Consider the following 15,574-nt stretch of genomic DNA (forward strand, 5'->3'; position numbering starts at 1 on the left):
CGACGGAGGAGCCGCCGGAGCCGGAGCCCGAGCCCACCCAGGTCGCCACCCCGTCCCCGACGAACGAGCCGGAGCCGGAGGACGGCGTCTCCGACCGGGAGCAGGCCGTCATCGACCTGACCAACGAGGCCAGGGCGGACGAGGGCTGCGGACCGCTGCGCGCCGACGACCGGCTGCACGAGGCGGCCCTCGGGCACAGCGAGGACATGGCCGACCGCGACTACTTCGACCACGTCACCCCGGAGGGCGTCGGCCCGGGTGAGCGCGCGGAGCGGGCCGGCTACGACAGCTGGGGCGGTGAGAACATCGCCGCGGGCTACTCGTCCGCCGAGGACGTCGTCAAGGGGTGGATGGACAGCCCCGGCCACCGGGCGAACATCCTGAACTGCGACTTCGTCGCGATCGGCGTCGGCGCGGCGGACAGCGACAGCGGACCGCACTGGACGCAGACGTTCGGCTACGAATGACTTGACTTCGAGTGCGCTCGAAGCCCTACGGTCGTGGTGTGACGACGCTTGACGCCAGGCCCAGTGAGACCATCGCCGAGGTGGCCGGCCGCACCGGCGTGACGGCGCACACGCTGCGCTACTACGAGCGGATCGGCCTGCTCGACGTCGGCCGCGACAGCGCCGGACGGCGGCACTACTCGCCCGGCGACGTCGACCGGGTCGTGTTCATCACCCGGCTGCGCCAGCTCGACATGCCGATCCGCGACGTCCAGCGCTACTTCCGGCTGGTCGACGCGGGCCCGCACACCGAGCCGGAGCGGCTGGCGCTGCTCTCGGCGCACCGGGACGCGGTGCACGCCCGGATGGAGGCGCTGCGGGTCGCCCTCGACGTCGTCGACTACAAGATCGCGAAATACGGCGGCAGCGCGGCCCCGTAACCGCACACCAGCACACAAGGAGCAGTACGTGTCCCTCCCGCAACGCGCCCTCGGCCGGTCCGGCCTGACGGTGTCCGCCCTCGGCCTCGGCTGCATGGGCATGAGCCAGGCCTACGGCCCCGGCGACGACACCGAGTCGATCGCCACCATCCACCGTGCGCTCGACCTCGGGGTCACCTTCCTCGACACCGCCGACGTGTACGGCCCGCACATCAACGAGGAGCTGGTCGGCCGGGCCATCGCCGGCCGCCGCGACGAGGTCGTGCTGGCGACGAAGTTCGGCATCGTCCTGGACCCCGCCGACCCGCTGAAGCGCGGCTTCGACGCCCGTCCCGAGTACGTGCGCGCCTCCATGGACGGATCGCTGCGCCGCCTCGGCGTCGACCACGTCGACCTCTACTACCTGCACCGGGTCGACCCCACGACGCCGATCGAGGACACCGTCGGCGCGATGGCCGAGCTGGTCCGGGCGGGCAAGGTACGCCACCTGGGCCTGTCCGAGGCGGCCGCCGCGACGATCCGCCGGGCGCACGCCGTCCACCCGATCGCCGCGCTGCAGTCGGAGTGGTCGCTGTGGAGCCGCGACGTCGAGGGCGACGTCCTCGCCACCTGCCGCGAGCTCGGCATCGGCGTGGTCGCGTACAGCCCGCTCGGCCGCGGCTTCCTGACCGGCGCGCTCACCTCGCCGGACGACTTCGGGCCCGACGACTACCGGCGGCACAGCCCGCGCTTCCAGGGCGAGGCGTTCGAGCAGAACCTGCGCCTGGTCGACACCGTGCGCGAGCTGGCGGACGGCAAGGGCGTGACGGCGGGACAGCTGGCGCTGGCGTGGGTGCTGGCCCGCGGCGACGACGTCGTGCCGATCCCCGGCACCAAGCGGCGCCGCTACCTGGAGGAGAACGTCGCCGCGCTCGACGTCACGCTGGACGCCGCCGAGTTGGCGCTGCTGGACTCGATCGTCCCGGTCGGCGACCGCTACCCGGACATGAGCTTCGTCGCCGGAGTGTCGCCGGAGCGCTGAATCCGGCGCCAGGCGAGCAGCCCGCAGACGGCGAAGCCGAGCGCGTTGGCCAGGCCGTGGGTGGCGGCCATCCAGGTGAGCGAGAGGTGCGGTACGGCGTCGAAGACGTGCCCGGCCGCCCAGCTCAGCGCCAGCAGCATGGTCGCCACCAGGACCGCCGCACTGACGGCGAACAGCGCCCGGGTGGCCCGGCCGCGAGCCGACGAGCCGATGTCGCGCCACGAGACCCAGGCGAGCAGCCACATGCCGGCGGTCAGCACGACGGCGCCGGCCAGCTCGACGCCGTCGCCGGTGAAGTAGCCGAGGAACACCAGCGCGATGCCCACCGGCACCGTCACCGCCGCGATCGACGCCGGCGGTGACGGCGCCCGGCTCGCGGTCAGCCCGGCGGCCAGCGCCGCCGCGAACCCGGCGTAGTGGAAGTGCGCCACCGTGAGCAGCTGCGTCGTCATGCCGAAGCCGAGCAGCTCCCAGCCGCCGCGCTCGGCGATCAGCGAGCTCGCCGCGACGGCGGGCGCGACCATCGCCGTCAGCACCGCGATCTCGATCGGTGCCAGCGACCGGCGGCGCAGCAGCCGCAGCGCCGCCAGTGCCGCGAGCCAGGCGGTCACGGCGGCGTAGCAGCAGGCCAGCACGATGGCGAAGGCGTCGCCGCGGTCCAGCAGCAGGGACAGCGCGCCGAGCGCCCCGGCGAACGGCCACACCTGCCCGACCGGCCCGAGCAGCTGCCGGTCGTCGTCGATCAGCCGGAGCCCGAGCGGAACCACGACGACCATCCCGAGCGCGAGGATCCAGCCGACCAGTACCGTCACGACTGAGAGCTTAGGGAAGGGGATCGATGCCGGAGATCCGGGACAACCTGGCGGCGGTGCGGTCGCGCCTCGACGCGGCGTGTGCGGCGGCCGGGCGGGCGCCGGACGAGGTCGAGGTGCTGCTCGCCACGAAGACCCAGCCGGCCGCGCGGATCGCCGCCGCGATCGCCGCCGGCGCCCGGCTGATCGGCGAGAACCGGGTCCAGGAGCTGGCGGAGAAGGACGCCGAACTGGCGGACCTGCCGTGCGAGCGGCACTTCATCGGGCACCTCCAGTCGAACAAGGTCAACCAGGTGCTCCGCTACGTCAGCTGCGTCCAGTCCGTCGACGGCGTCGAGCTGGCCGACCGGCTGCAGCGGCGGCTCGAGACCCTGGACCGGACGCTCGACGTGCTCGTGCAGGTCAACACGTCCGGCGAGACCACCAAGTCCGGCGTCGCGCCGCCCGAGGCGGTCTCCGTCGTCACCGAGATCGCGAAACGGGACCGGCTGCGGGTGCGCGGGCTGATGACGGTCGGCCTGCAGTCGCCGGACGAGGCCGCCGTGCGGGCGTCCTACCGGGCGCTGCGCGAGCTGCGCGACCGGGCCGCCGGCGCCGTCGGAGCTGGGCTGCCGGTGCTCTCGATGGGCATGAGCGGCGACCTGGAAGCGGCCGTGGCGGAGGGCGCGACGCTGGTGCGGGTGGGCTCCGCTGTGTTCGGCGAACGGCCCCGGCCGGACTGATTCTGGCAGCAGGCGGACGTGTTGATCACCCGGTGCCGGGCTCGCCGTCCGGGTTATCCTCTTCGCGTCTCGGGAACAACGTCGGATACCGTGCGTTGTCGCAGGGAGAAATTCGCGGACCGAAGGGGTCGGTTCAGCGCGCCCGGGGAAGTGAGGAGCATTCATGGCTCGATCCACGAACGGCGCGGCCCGCCGCCGTCTCGTCGTCGTGGAGTCGCCGGCGAAGGCCAAGACCATCGCCGGCTACCTTGGCGACGGCTACATGGTCGAGTCGTCGTTCGGCCACATCCGCGACCTCCCCTCGAAGAAGACCGATGTCCCCGCGGCCGAGCGCGAGCGGTACGGCAACCCGGTCGGCGTCGACGTCGAGGGTGGGTTCGAGCCGCTCTACATCGTGCCGGCGGGCCGGGCCAAGGACCAGGTCAAGAAGCTCAAGACCATGCTCAAGGAGGCCGACGAGCTCCTGCTCGCGACCGATGAGGACCGCGAGGGCGAGGCCATCGCCTGGCACCTGCGCGAGGAGCTCAAGCCGAAGGTCCCGGTGCGCCGGATGGTCTTCCACGAGATCACCCGCGACGCGATCCGCGCCGCCGTCCAGAACCCCCGCGACATCGACGAGGACCTCGTCGACGCCCAGGAGACGCGGCGCATCGTCGACCGCCTCTACGGCTACCAGGTGTCGCCGGTGCTGTGGCGCAAGGTCATGCAGGGCCTGTCGGCGGGACGGGTGCAGAGCGTGGCGACGCGCCTGGTCGTCGACCGCGAGCGCGAGCGCATGGCGTTCCGCTCGGCCGACTACTGGGACCTCAAGGCCACGCTCGACACCGGCCGGAACGACGACCCGCACGCGTTCGAGGCCCGGCTGGCCAGCGTCGACGGCGTCCGGGTGGCGTCCGGCCGCGACTTCGACGCCCGCGGTGAGGTGAAGTCCCGCGAGGTCGCCGTGCTCGACGAGCAGCGCGCCCGCGCCCTGGCCGCCGCGCTGGGCGGTGTCGACTACACCGTCCGCTCGGTCGAGGCCAAGCCGTACACCCGCAAGCCGTATGCGCCGTTCCGGACCACGACCCTGCAGCAGGAGGCGTCGCGCAAGCTCGGCTACGGCGCTGCGCGCACCATGCAGGTGGCGCAGCGGCTGTACGAGAACGGCTTCATCACCTATATGCGTACCGACTCCATCACGCTCTCGGACTCCGCGCTGAACGCGGCCCGGGCGCAGGTGGCGGAGCTGTACGGCGCCGAGTACCTGCCCGACGCGCCGCGTAAGTACGCCAGCAAGGTGAAGAACGCGCAGGAGGCGCACGAGGCGATCCGCCCGGCCGGCGACTCCTTCCGCACCCCGGCCGAGACCGGCCTGCGCGACGACGAGTACCGGCTGTACGAGCTGATCTGGATGCGCACCGTCGCCTCGCAGATGCGCGACGCGAAGGGCGAGACGATCACCGTCCGCATCGGCGCCACCGCTTCTACGGGCGAGCTGGCTGAGTTCACGTCGTCCGGCCGGACCATCACGTTCCACGGCTTCCTCAAGGCCTACGTCGAGGGCGCCGACGACCCCGAGGCCGAGCTGGACGACCGCGAGCGGCGGCTGCCGCAGCTGGCGGAGGGCCAGGGGCTGACGGCGGCCGCCCTCGAGCCGGAGGGGCACAGCACCAAGCCGCCGGCCCGCTACACCGAGGCGACGCTGGTCAAGGAGCTGGAAGACCGCGAGATCGGCCGGCCGTCGACGTACGCGTCGATCATCCGCACCATCCTCGACCGCGGCTACGTGTTCAAGCGCGGCACCGCGCTGGTGCCGGCCTGGCTGGCCTTCGCCGTCGTGCGGCTGCTGGAGGAGCACTTCACCCGGCTGGTCGACTACGAGTTCACCGCGAAGATGGAGGACGTCCTCGACGACATCGCCGGCGGTCGCGCCGACCGCGCCGCCGAGCTGGCCCAGTTCTGGCACGGCGACGACAGCGTCGACGGGCTGAAGAAGCTGGCCGACAACCTCGGCGAGATCGACGCGCGGGAGATCTCCTCGTTCCCCATCGGCGACGGCTACACCGTGCGGGTCGGCCGCTACGGCCCGTATCTGGAGGACGCCGAGGGCAACCGCGGCAGCATCCCCGAGGACCTGCCGCCGGACGAGCTGACCGTCGAGCTCGCCGGCGAATTGGTGAGCCGCGGCAACGGCGACCGTGAGCTGGGGGTCAACCCGGCCACCGGGCGCACCGTCGTGGCGAAGTCCGGGCGCTACGGCCCGTACGTCACCGAGGTGCTGCCTGACGACGCGCCGAAGAACGAGCGGCCGCCGACGGCGTCGCTGTTCAGCACCATGTCGGTCGACACGGTGACGCTCGACGACGCGCTGCGGCTGCTCACGCTGCCGCGGGTGGTCGGCACGGACGTCGAGGGCGTCGAGATCGTCGCCAGCAACGGCCGCTACGGCCCGTACGTGAAGAAGGGCACCGACACCCGGTCGCTGCCCGACGAGCCGTCGCTGTTCACCGTCACCGTCGAGGAGGCGGAGCAGCTGTTCGCGCAGCCGAAGGGGCGTCGTGGCGCCCGGGCCGCGACGCCGCCGCTGCGCGAGCTGGGCACCGACCCGGTGTCCCAGAAGCCGCTGGTGGTGAAGGACGGCCGGTTCGGTCCGTACATCACCGACGGCGAGGTCAACGTGACGGTGCCGCGCGACACCGACATCGAGCAGCTGACGCACGAGCGCGCGGTCGAGCTGATCGCGGAGAAGCGAGCGAAGGGCCCGGCCCCGAAGAAGCGGGCCGCGCGGGCGCGCTCACGCGGCTGACTGCGGTTCGCCGCGGTCGGGCGCGCCGCACCGCTCCACGCCGGCCACACTCCAGCGTCGCGCTTGGCACGCTCCAGCGTCGCGCTTGGCACGCTGAGAGCGACCGGCTACGCCTGAAATGCCGCATTTGTGGTACTCCCCGGCGTGCCAAGGTCCGCGCTGGGGATCACGACACTCCGCCATGCGCACGCACTCGTCGCGCGGGTACACCCCCGTCGTGCCGGATCGCCGTCGCCGTCGGCGATCAGCGCAGCGCGCTTGGCACGCTCCAGCGTCGTGCTTGGCTCGCTGAGGGCGACCGGCTACGCCTGAAATGCCGCATTTGTGGTACTCCCCAGCGTGCCAAGGTCCGCGCTGGGGATCACGACACTCCGCCATGCGCACGCACTCGTCGCGCGGGTACACCCCCCGTCGTGCCGGATGGGCGTCGCCGTCGGCGATCAGCGCAGCGCGCTTGGCACGCTCCAGCGTCGTGCTTGGCACGCTGAGGGCGACCGGCTACGCCTGAAATGCCGCATTTGTGGAGCGCTCCGGCGTGCCAAGGCTGCCCAGCCTGACGGGCGGCAGCCGGTGCTCGGCCTCGCCGGGCCTCCAGCCGGCGCGGCCTGAATCACCCGTTGCGGAACCCGTATCACCGTCCCTTTCCGGCATCTTGCCCGATCAGGTCGCGCACTTTAGACTCTGTATCAATTATCCAATATGGAGGGTCGATGCGGATCGAGGACGTCGTCTTCTACAGCGAGGGGAGCCGCATCTCGGCGTCCTGGCGTACGCCCGACCAGTCCGCGGACCGCCCCGCCGAGCCGCTGCGTGCGATCGTGCAGGGGCCGGGCTGGCTCGGACTGAAGGACGCCAAGCTCTACGTCCGCTACCACGAGGCGCTCACCGCCGCCGGCTTCGGCGTGCTGATCTTCGACTACCGCGGGTTCGGCGACTCCGAGGGCGAGAAGAAGCTGTCCCCGTCGGCCCAGCTGCAGGACCTGCGCAACGCCGTGACGTACCTGACGACGCGCGACGACGTCGACGCGGACCGGATCGGGGTGTTCGGCTCCGGCGGCACCGGCGGCGGCAACGCCGTCCTGCTGGCCGCCGTCGACGAGCGGGTCCGGGCCGCCGTGAGCCAGCTCCCGGTCGCCAACGGGCGTGACTGGCTGCACCGCATGCGCTCGGAGTACGAGTGGCTGGACTTCCTCAAGGCCCTCGACGACGACCGGCGCGAGCGGGTCACCACCGGCAAGGGCCGGCTGGTGCACCCGCGCGAGGAGATCATGGTCCCGACGCCGGAGCGCCGCGCGACCACCGTCAAGGCCGATGTCGACAGCCGCATCCCGACGGCGGTCTCGCTGGCCGCCGCCGACGAGATCCTCGAGTACGACCCGCTGGGCGCCGCCCGGACGCTGACGACGCCGCTCATGGTGATCGGCGTCGAGGGCGACGCGACGACCCCGACCGACCACGCCGTCGCCATCTACGAGGCGGCCCGGGGCCCGCGCCGCCTGGTCATGCAGCGGCACACCACGCACTACGCCGCCTACGACAAGTACTGGGAGAAGGTCACCCCGGCGATCGTGGGCTGGTTCGACACCCACCTGAGCAACGGCGACGTCGTCATCACCACCCAGGACAGCGAGGCCGGCTCCGTCACCTATCTGGAGGACCGCTGACATGGCAGTGACGACCCGGATCGACGGAGGCGACGTCGTCACTCCGAGCGGCACCGTCCGCGCCGACGTGCTCATCGGCGACGACGGCACCATCGCCGGGCTGGTCGCGCCCGGCACCGCGCTCGGCGACCACGCGACGGTCGTCGACGCGACCGGCCGGCTGGTGCTGCCGGGCATGGTCGACGTCCACGTGCACACGCGCGAGCCCGGGTACACGCACAAGGAGGACATCACCACCACGACCGAGCAGGCCGCGGTCGGCGGCGTCACCACGATCTTCGGCATGCCGAACCTGGACCCGCCGACGACGGACCGGAAGACGCTGAACGAGGTCCTGGCGCTGTACGCGGAGAAGTCGATCGTCGACTACAACCACAACCCGGCGCCGACGAACTTCGACGACATCGCCTCGATGGCCGAGGCCGGCATCAACGCCTACAAGATCTACATGGTCGTCGACACCGGCCGGACGTACCCGCACCCGGCCGGCACCGGCATGCACGACCACGGCCACCTGCTGCAGATGATGGACCTGATCAAGCCGACCGGGAAGCGGTTCATCATCCACCCGCACGACCAGGCGCTGATGGACTACATCGAGGGCGAGGTGCTGGCCCGCGGCGACAACACCCCGCAGGGCTATGCCGGCGCCTACGCCGCCCGCGACGGCGTCATCTGGGACACCGCGATCGATGTCGTGCTGCGGCTGTCCGAGGCGTCGGGCTGCCCGATCCACATCGCGCACATGCAGACCCGCCGCTCCATCGACGCGGTCCGCCGGGCCAAGGCCCGCGGCGTCGACGTCACCGGCGAGGTGAACCACTGGGCGCTGTTCCTGTCGACCTGGCGCGACGTCGAGACGCTGGGCCCGTACGCGCTGTCGTACTGGGTGCCCGACGACCACCGCACCGCCGTCTGGGAAGGCCTGCTGGACGGCACCATCGACATGATCTCCTCCGACCACGCGCCGCACACGCGCGAGGAGAAGGAGGTCGGCTGGACGAAGATGTGGAGCGCCCACACCGGCACGCCGGGCATTCAGTACTACTACCCGCTGCTGCTCGACGCGGTCCGCCAGGGCACGCTGCCGCTGGAGCGGGCCGTCGACGCGGCCGCGCGCCGCCCGGCCGACGCGTTCGGCCTCGCCGGCCGGAAGGGCCGCATCGCCGTCGGCTACGACGCCGACCTGGTGATCGCGAACCTCGACAGCCCGTGGACCATCACGAACGACGACGTCCTGTCCCGCGTCGGGTGGACGCCGTACGACCGCCGCAGCATCGGCGTCCGGTTCGAGCGCACCCTCGTCCGCGGCACGGACGTGTTCGCCGACGGCGCCGTCGTCGGAAAGCCCGGCCACGGCCGGCTCGCCACCGCCCATCCCTCCGCGTAAGGACGATGACGATATGAAGTATGGACTTCTGCTGCCCCACTTCGGTGAGCAGGCCGACCGCGACAAGTTGCTGCGCGGCTCGCAGCGGGCCGAGGAGCTCGGCTTCGACTCCGTCTGGGTGCGCGACCACCTGGTGTTCGAGCCGCACGGCGAGATGGAGAAGCCGAACCGGACGTTCTACGACGCGCTGACCACGCTCACCGCGATCGGCGCCGTCACCGAGCGGATCCAGCTGGGCACCGGCTCGCTGATCCCGTTCCGCCACCCGCTGACCACCGCGCTGATGGCCGGCACCATGTCGCACCTGCTCGGCGCGGACCGGCTGATCCTCGGCTTCGGTGCCGGCACGTTCGACCACGAGTTCGAGGCGATCGGCTGGGGCGACCGCGACCGCGTCGAGCTGGTCCGCTCCAACGCCGAGATCCTCAGGCGGGTCTTCACCGAGAACGAGGTCAGCTACAAGGACGACAACTTCGCCTTCGAGGACGTCAGCATCGAGCCCAAGCCGCTGGGCGGGCGGATCCCGTTCTGGTACTGCGGCGCGACGCCGCGCTCGGCCCGGCTCGCGGTGGAGTTCTGTGACGGCTGGATGCCCGGCCGGATCGCGATGGCCACGCTGCGGAAGCGGATCGAGACGATCGAGGAGCTGTCGGCGGCGGCCGGCCGGGAGCGGCCCACGATCGCCGTCATCCCGCCGACGTCGATCGAGCGCACCCGCGAGGAGGCGCTGGCGCACGTCAACATCCCCGGGTTGCTGGCCTGGGCGAACAAGTCCAAGTGGGCGGTCAAACCGCCGTCGGGCCAGTTCGAGACGGTCGAGGACCTGGAGGGCCAGCTGATCGCCGGCGACGTCGACGGCGCCGTCGAGGAATGCCGTAAGTTCGAGGCGGCCGGTGTCGAGCATCTCGTCTTCGACTTCCGCTTCAAGTTCGACAAGTGGTTCGACCAGATCGAGCTGCTCGGCGCCGAGGTCCTGCCCAAGCTCAAGGGCTGACGAGAGAGGGGCCCGCATGCCTCGAAGTGAGTTCGGCCGGGAGCTGACGGTGTCCGCGGCGCCCGAGCAGGCGTGGGCGACGCTGATCGACGTGCCGGTCCTGGTGTCGTGGATCAGCGTGCTGGAGCAGGCCGAGGAGCTGGCGCACCTGGAGCGCTACACCGCCGTGCTGCTGGACCGGCTCGGCCCGTTCAAGCTCCGCGCGGACCTCGCCATCACGCTCAGCGACGTCCGTACCGAAGAGCACGTGACGGTGCACGCCGAGGGCGAGGACCGCCAGGTCGGCTCCCGCCTCGTCGTCGACGCGACGCTGGACCTCGCGCCGTCCGGCGACGGCGGCACGACGGTGCGCGTGGCCGGCGTGTACGAGGTCAGCGGCAAGGTCGCGGCGATGGGCGGTGGCACCATCAACAAGAAGGCGGAGAAGATCATCAAGGAGTTCTTCGCCAACGCCGAGAAGGTGCTGGGCGCGGGATGACGCTGCCGCCGTTCGCGCTGGTCCGGCCCACGACATTGGACGACGCGCTGCGCGAGCTGTCCGAGGACGCGGTGCCCTACTGCGGCGGCACCGAGCTGCTGCTGGCCATGCGGGCCGGGCTGCACCGGCCGGACGCGCTGGTCGACCTCAAGCGGGTGCCGGAGCTGGCCGGCGTCCGGGTCGACGACGGCGGGCTGGTCATCGGCGCCACCGAGCGGCACGCCGACCTCGCCGCGCACCCCGTCATCCGGGAGCGGCTGCCGGTGTTCGCCCGGATGGAGCGGCACATCGGCAACGCCCGGGTGCGCAACCAGGGCTCGATCGGCGGCAACCTCTGCTTCGCCGAGCCGAAGTCCGACGTGGCGACGGTGCTGATGGCGCTGGAGGCCTCGGTGACGCTGGCCGGGCCGGCCGGGCGGCGTGTCGTCGCGGTGGAGGAGTTCGTCGCCGGGCCGTACTACGCCGAGCGCGAGCCGGACGAGCTGCTGGTCGACGTGCGCATCCCGCTGCGGGACGGGCTGCGCGGGGCGTACCTGAAGTTCCAGACCATGGAGCGGCCGACGGCCGGCGTCGCGGTGCTGGCCGACGAGGCCGCCGGTTGGTACCGGCTGGCGGTCGGCGCGGTCGGCGAGGTGCCGCTGGCGTGGTCGTTCGGGTCGCTGGGCGAGATCGACGCCGACGACATCGCGGCCCGCGTCGATCCCACCCCGGACCTGTCCGGGTCCGAGGAGTACAAGCGGCACGTCACCGCGGTCTACGTGCGGCGTGCGCTGGCGAAGCTGGAACGGGTGAGCCCATGACCGAGCCTTCTGGTCCACCGCGCGTCGCGGTGACCGTCGACGTCAACGGCGTGAGCGTCAGCCGGCAGGTGGAGCCGCGGTCGCTGCTGGCCGACTTCCTGCGCGAGGATCTCGGCCTGACCGGCACCAAGGTGAGCTGCGAGCTGCAGGTGTGCGGCGTGTGCACGGTGCTGGTCGACGGCCGGCCGGTCAGCGCGTGCACGTTCCTCACCGCCGACGCCGACGGCGCCGCCGTCACCACCGTCGAGGGGCTGTCCGACGGGCGGACGCTGCACCCGCTGCAGGAGTCGTTCGTCGACAACTTCGCGCTGCAGTGCGGGTTCTGCACCCCCGGGTTCCTGATGATGGCCAAGGCGCTGCTCGACGGCGACGAGCCGCCGGACCGCGCGGCGATCGTCGAGCACCTGGAGGGCAACATCTGCCGGTGCACCGGCTATCAGCCGATCGTCGAGGCGGTCGAGCAGGTCGCCGAGCGGCAGCGGGGAGGGGCGCATGGGTGAGCGCGTCGTCGGCCGCTCGGTGCGCCGGCCGGACCTGATCGAGAAGGTCACCGGCGCGGCGGAGTACTGCGTCGACGTGACGATGCCCGGCATGGCGCACGCGAAGGTCGTGCGCTCGGACCGGGCGCACGCACGCATCACGGCGATCGACGTCGCCGATGCGCTGGCCGCGCCCGGCGTCGTCGCGGTCGTGACGGCTGCCGACATCGCGACGCTGCACGCGCGGTTCGGGCACATCATCGCCGACCACTGGATCCTGGCGCCTGACAAGGTGCGCTACTACGGCGAGCCGGTCGCCGTCGTCGTCGCCGAGACCGTGGCGGCCGCCGCCGACGCCGTCGAGCTGGTCCGGGTGTCGTACGCGGACCTGCCGTCGGCCATGGACGTCGACGCCGCGCTGGCCGACGGCGCGCCGCTGGTGCACGAGGAGTCCTACGACGCGACCGGCGACGAGTCGTTCCAGAACCTGTCTCATGTGGATGAGTCCGCCACGGCGGCGCTGTCGAACGTCGCGCACGAGGTCACCATCGGCTGGGGCGACGTCGACGCCGCGTTCGCCGAGGCCGCGGTCGTCGTCGAGAACACCGTCCACTTCCCGATGCTCTACGCGTACGCCATGGAGCCGTACAACGCGGTCGCCTCGTTCCACGACGGCGCGCTCACCGTCGTCTCGACGGCGCAGCACCCGTACATGGTCCGCGACGACCTGGCCCGCGTCTTCGGCCTGCCGCTGTCGAAGGTGCGGGTGACGTCGCCGTACCTCGGCGGCGGCTACGGGTCGAAGTCGTACACGAAGGTCGAGCCGCTGGCGTCGGTCGCGTCGTGGGTCAGCGGCCGGCCGGTGAAGCTGACGCTCACCGTCGAGGAGGCGATCTACACCACCCGGGTCGACTCCGCGCGGATCCGGGTGAAGAGCGGGTTCGCCGCCGACGGCGCGATCCTCGCGCGCGAGTTCGACATCGTCATGGACTCCGGCGCGTACGCCGACAACAGCCCGCTGGTCATGGCCAAGGCCGTGAACCGCTGCTTCGGGCCGTACCGGGTGCCGAACCTGCGCGCCCACGGCGTCTCCGTCTACACGAACACGTCGCCCGCGTCGTCGTACCGCGGGTTCGGCGCGCCGCAGGGCAACCTGGCCGGCGAGACCAACCTCGACCAGGCGGCCGAGCGGCTCGGCCTCTCCGGCGCGGACATCCGCCGGCGGAACCTGGTGCGCAAGGGCGAGGAGATCCTGCCCGGCAAGCGCGGCATCGACGCCGATCTCCCGGCCGACCTGGAGATGGTGGTCGAGTCGCTGGAGCGCGACCGCAAGGACGTCCCGTACTACGGCGTCGGCTTCGGCTGCTCCGCGTCCGACGCCGGCGCCTACCCGATCTCGACCGCGCAGGTGCGCATCCAGATCGACGGCTCGGTGCTGGTGCTCAGCGGCTCGACGGAGATGGGCCAGGGCAGCCGGTCGCTGCTGGCGCAGGTCGCCGCCGAGGAGCTGGGCGTCGACCTTTCCGTCGTCACCGTCGTCCAGTCCGACACGTCGGTGACGCCGTACGAGCGGACCACGGGCGCCAGCCGCACCACCACCCTGGTCGGGCTGGCGCTGCAGCGCGCGTGTGCCGACGCCCGGTCCCGGCTGCGCGACATGGCCGCCGAGCTGTTCTCCTGTCCGGTCGACGACGTGCGCGACCTGCCCGGCGCGGTGGCGGGCCCGGACGGGCGCGAGGTGGACTTCGGCGCCGTCGTCCGGCAGTGGTTCGGCGGCTCGGCCGGCGAGGTCACGGGCGTCGGGCTGCTGCGCCGCGACGGCGCGACCCAGCAGATGCCGCCGTTCTGGGAGGTCGGCATGGTCGGCGTCGCGGTGCAGATCGACCCCGAGACCGGCGTCGTCGCCGTCGACCAGCTGGTCACCGTCGCCGACGTCGGCTTCGCGATCAACCCGCGCGCCGTCGAGGGACAGGACCTCGGCGCCGCCACCCAGGGCCTGGGCGCGGCGCTGCACGAGGAGCTCGTCTACGACGGCCCGCAGCTGGCCAACGCCAACGTCGTCGACTATCGCGTGCCCCGTGTGACGGACCTCCCACGCAAGATCGATCTGATGATTGCCGAGCGCAGGGACGGTGTGGGACCGTATGGCGCTAAAGGTGCGGGGGAGGGGACGCTCAATCCCATCGGAGGGGCCGTCGCGGCCGCGGTGGCACGCGCCACCGGACGCTGGCCCGATCGTCTTCCACTCACCCCCGAGCGCGTGTGGCGCCTGATCAGCACCGATTGAGTCATGTATCTTCAAGAAACAGCGGAGGCAGGGGAAGAATCATGGCGAAGGCGAAATCCGCCGGAGCGGACAACGGTCAGTCGGCCGCCGGGCAGGAGGTGCTCGACCGGCTGGCGCAGTCCGTGCGGGGCACCTTCCAGACCGTCGAGGACATGACGCAGTCGTTCATCCGCGAGGCGATCCTGCAGGGCCATTTCCCCCCGGGACAGCGGCTGAACCTCGACAACATCGCCGCCACCCTCGGCGTCAGCCGGATGCCGGTCCGCGCCAGCCTGCGCCAGCTCGAGGGTGAGGGCCTGGTCCGCATCCACGCGCACCGCGGCGTCACCGTCTCCGTCCTGCAGGCCGACGAGATCGCGGAGATCTACGAGCTGCGCATCCTGCTCGAGACCTACCTGCTCGAGCGGGCCATGCCGCACCTCACCGAGGACATCCTGCGCGACCTGCGCCGCTCCGCCGAGGCGATGGAGTCCGCCGCCGACCTCGCCGCCGGCCTCGAGATCCGCAAGGACTTCTACGAGAAGCTGTACGCGCTGGCCGAGCGGCCGCGAGCGCTCGCGGAGGCCAAGCACCTGCGCGGCTCGGTCGGCCGCTACCTCCTGCTGCTGCGCGTCACCGAGGAGCACGGCGGCCACCCCGGCCTGCTGTCGCACCTGGAGGCCGGCGACCTCGAGGGCGGCAAGAAGTGGCTGCGCGACCACCTGTCGCACGTCTCGGAGGAGCTGCAGAAGCTGGTCTCCGAGAACGACCCCGCGGCCGCCACCGCCCGCTGACCTTCTGCTTCGTGGTCGGCTGTTCCGGCCGGGCGACTAAGTTGATTTAATATCAACCGTGGGTGACGCGCTGGCGCTGGTGGCGCTGCTGCTGTTCGCCGCCAACGCGTTCGTCGTGCGTGCGGCCAGCCGCCGCCTGGAGCAGGGCCTGGGCTTCCTCGTCTCGCTGGTCACGAACCTCGTGGTCGGCGCCGGGCTGCTGGCCGGTCAGCTGCTATTGCGGTCGTCGCCGCTGCGGATCGACTGGCCGGCCGCGGGGATGTTCCTGCTGGCCGGGGTGTTCTCCGCGTATCTGGGCCGGCGCGGTTATTTCGCGTCGGTGGAGACGCTCGGCCCGTCGCGGGCCAGCGCGATCCAGGCGGCGAACCCGATGTTCACGATGATCTTCGCCTGGGTGCTGATCGGCCAGGCGCTCGGTCCCGCCGACGTGGCGGCGATCCTGGTCATCGTGCTCGGCGTCTACCTGGCCAACCGGCGGGCGGG

Annotated in this window: 15 protein-coding genes; 14 read left to right on the plus strand and 1 reads right to left on the minus strand. The window is 71.8% G+C overall.

Annotation, left to right across the window (positions count from 1 at the left end):
- The 3 genes from C1I92_RS30360 to C1I92_RS30370 form a co-directional block, all read left to right on the plus strand.
- The coding region (locus tag C1I92_RS30360) for a CAP domain-containing protein (RefSeq protein WP_146605341.1) at window positions 1-467 on the plus strand (467 nt) is incomplete at its 5' end.
- A 38-nt stretch (window positions 468-505) separates the two neighbouring features.
- Window positions 506-886, plus strand: a complete 381-nt coding sequence (locus C1I92_RS30365) for a MerR family transcriptional regulator (RefSeq protein ID WP_199521754.1) — start codon at window positions 506-508, stop codon at window positions 884-886.
- A 28-nt stretch (window positions 887-914) separates the two neighbouring features.
- Window positions 915-1,907 carry an aldo/keto reductase gene (locus C1I92_RS30370; RefSeq protein WP_233507473.1) on the plus strand — a complete coding sequence of 331 codons (993 nt, stop codon included), beginning with the start codon at window positions 915-917 and terminating at the stop codon, window positions 1,905-1,907.
- On the opposite strand, the gene C1I92_RS30375 is transcribed toward C1I92_RS30370, so the two are convergent.
- Window positions 1,862-2,719 carry a YndJ family protein gene (locus C1I92_RS30375; RefSeq protein WP_111258376.1) on the minus strand — a complete coding sequence of 286 codons (858 nt, stop codon included), beginning with the start codon at window positions 2,717-2,719 and terminating at the stop codon, window positions 1,862-1,864. The genes C1I92_RS30370 and C1I92_RS30375 overlap by 46 nt on opposite strands.
- Window positions 2,720-2,745: 26 nt before the next feature.
- Between C1I92_RS30375 and C1I92_RS30380 the strand changes: the two genes are divergently transcribed.
- The 11 genes from C1I92_RS30380 to C1I92_RS30430 form a co-directional block, all read left to right on the plus strand.
- Window positions 2,746-3,441, plus strand: a complete 696-nt coding sequence (locus C1I92_RS30380; RefSeq protein ID WP_111258377.1) for a YggS family pyridoxal phosphate-dependent enzyme — start codon at window positions 2,746-2,748, stop codon at window positions 3,439-3,441.
- Window positions 3,442-3,604: 163 nt separating this feature from the next.
- Window positions 3,605-6,226 carry a type I DNA topoisomerase gene (topA, locus tag C1I92_RS30385; RefSeq protein WP_111258378.1) on the plus strand — a complete coding sequence of 874 codons (2,622 nt, stop codon included), beginning with the start codon at window positions 3,605-3,607 and terminating at the stop codon, window positions 6,224-6,226.
- 710 nt (window positions 6,227-6,936) lie between these two features.
- On the plus strand, window positions 6,937-7,890 hold the full coding sequence (locus C1I92_RS30390; protein WP_111258379.1) for an alpha/beta hydrolase: 954 nt from the start codon (window positions 6,937-6,939) through the stop codon (window positions 7,888-7,890).
- Between the two features lies 1 nt (window position 7,891).
- Window positions 7,892-9,280 (plus strand): dihydroorotase, encoded by a 1,389-nt coding sequence (locus tag C1I92_RS30395; RefSeq protein ID WP_111258380.1) that lies wholly within the window; start codon window positions 7,892-7,894, stop codon window positions 9,278-9,280.
- Window positions 9,281-9,293: 13 nt separating this feature from the next.
- Window positions 9,294-10,274: an LLM class flavin-dependent oxidoreductase gene (locus C1I92_RS30400; RefSeq protein ID WP_111258381.1), complete on the plus strand. Its 981-nt coding sequence runs from the start codon at window positions 9,294-9,296 to the stop codon at window positions 10,272-10,274.
- Window positions 10,275-10,290: 16 nt separating this feature from the next.
- Entirely contained in the window at window positions 10,291-10,752 is a 462-nt protein-coding gene (locus tag C1I92_RS30405; RefSeq protein WP_111258382.1) for an SRPBCC family protein, read from the plus strand.
- Window positions 10,749-11,552: an FAD binding domain-containing protein gene (locus C1I92_RS30410; RefSeq protein WP_111258383.1), complete on the plus strand. Its 804-nt coding sequence runs from the start codon at window positions 10,749-10,751 to the stop codon at window positions 11,550-11,552. The genes C1I92_RS30405 and C1I92_RS30410 overlap by 4 nt, the downstream gene beginning before the upstream one ends.
- Complete coding sequence (locus C1I92_RS30415) at window positions 11,549-12,052, plus strand: (2Fe-2S)-binding protein (RefSeq protein WP_111258384.1); 504 nt, start codon at window positions 11,549-11,551, stop codon at window positions 12,050-12,052. The genes C1I92_RS30410 and C1I92_RS30415 overlap by 4 nt, the downstream gene beginning before the upstream one ends.
- Window positions 12,045-14,318 carry a xanthine dehydrogenase family protein molybdopterin-binding subunit gene (locus C1I92_RS30420; RefSeq protein WP_111258385.1) on the plus strand — a complete coding sequence of 758 codons (2,274 nt, stop codon included), beginning with the start codon at window positions 12,045-12,047 and terminating at the stop codon, window positions 14,316-14,318. The genes C1I92_RS30415 and C1I92_RS30420 overlap by 8 nt, the downstream gene beginning before the upstream one ends.
- Window positions 14,319-14,359: 41 nt before the next feature.
- Window positions 14,360-15,091, plus strand: a complete 732-nt coding sequence (locus C1I92_RS30425; protein WP_111258386.1) for a GntR family transcriptional regulator — start codon at window positions 14,360-14,362, stop codon at window positions 15,089-15,091.
- Window positions 15,092-15,149: 58 nt separating this feature from the next.
- On the plus strand, window positions 15,150-15,574 hold a 425-nt coding region (locus tag C1I92_RS30430), incomplete at its 3' end, for an EamA family transporter (RefSeq protein WP_146605342.1).

Origin of the sequence: Jiangella anatolica, from assembly GCF_003236295.1 — a bacterium.
In the GTDB taxonomy this organism is placed as follows: Bacteria; Actinomycetota; Actinomycetes; order Jiangellales; family Jiangellaceae; genus Jiangella; species Jiangella anatolica.

What these genes read in the sequence shown, in the direction of transcription:
- C1I92_RS30380 (WP_111258377.1), top strand. Translation starts at nt 2,746, where the DNA reads ATGCCGGAGATCCGGGACAACCTGGCGGCGGTGCGGTCGCGCCTCGAC.
- topA (WP_111258378.1), top strand. Translation starts at nt 3,605, where the DNA reads ATGGCTCGATCCACGAACGGCGCGGCCCGCCGCCGTCTCGTCGTCGTG.
- C1I92_RS30390 (WP_111258379.1), top strand. Translation starts at nt 6,937, where the DNA reads ATGCGGATCGAGGACGTCGTCTTCTACAGCGAGGGGAGCCGCATCTCG.
- C1I92_RS30395 (WP_111258380.1), top strand. Translation starts at nt 7,892, where the DNA reads ATGGCAGTGACGACCCGGATCGACGGAGGCGACGTCGTCACTCCGAGC.
- C1I92_RS30400 (WP_111258381.1), top strand. Translation starts at nt 9,294, where the DNA reads ATGAAGTATGGACTTCTGCTGCCCCACTTCGGTGAGCAGGCCGACCGC.
- C1I92_RS30405 (WP_111258382.1), top strand. Translation starts at nt 10,291, where the DNA reads ATGCCTCGAAGTGAGTTCGGCCGGGAGCTGACGGTGTCCGCGGCGCCC.
- C1I92_RS30410 (WP_111258383.1), top strand. Translation starts at nt 10,749, where the DNA reads ATGACGCTGCCGCCGTTCGCGCTGGTCCGGCCCACGACATTGGACGAC.
- C1I92_RS30415 (WP_111258384.1), top strand. Translation starts at nt 11,549, where the DNA reads ATGACCGAGCCTTCTGGTCCACCGCGCGTCGCGGTGACCGTCGACGTC.
- C1I92_RS30420 (WP_111258385.1), top strand. Translation starts at nt 12,045, where the DNA reads ATGGGTGAGCGCGTCGTCGGCCGCTCGGTGCGCCGGCCGGACCTGATC.
- C1I92_RS30425 (WP_111258386.1), top strand. Translation starts at nt 14,360, where the DNA reads ATGGCGAAGGCGAAATCCGCCGGAGCGGACAACGGTCAGTCGGCCGCC.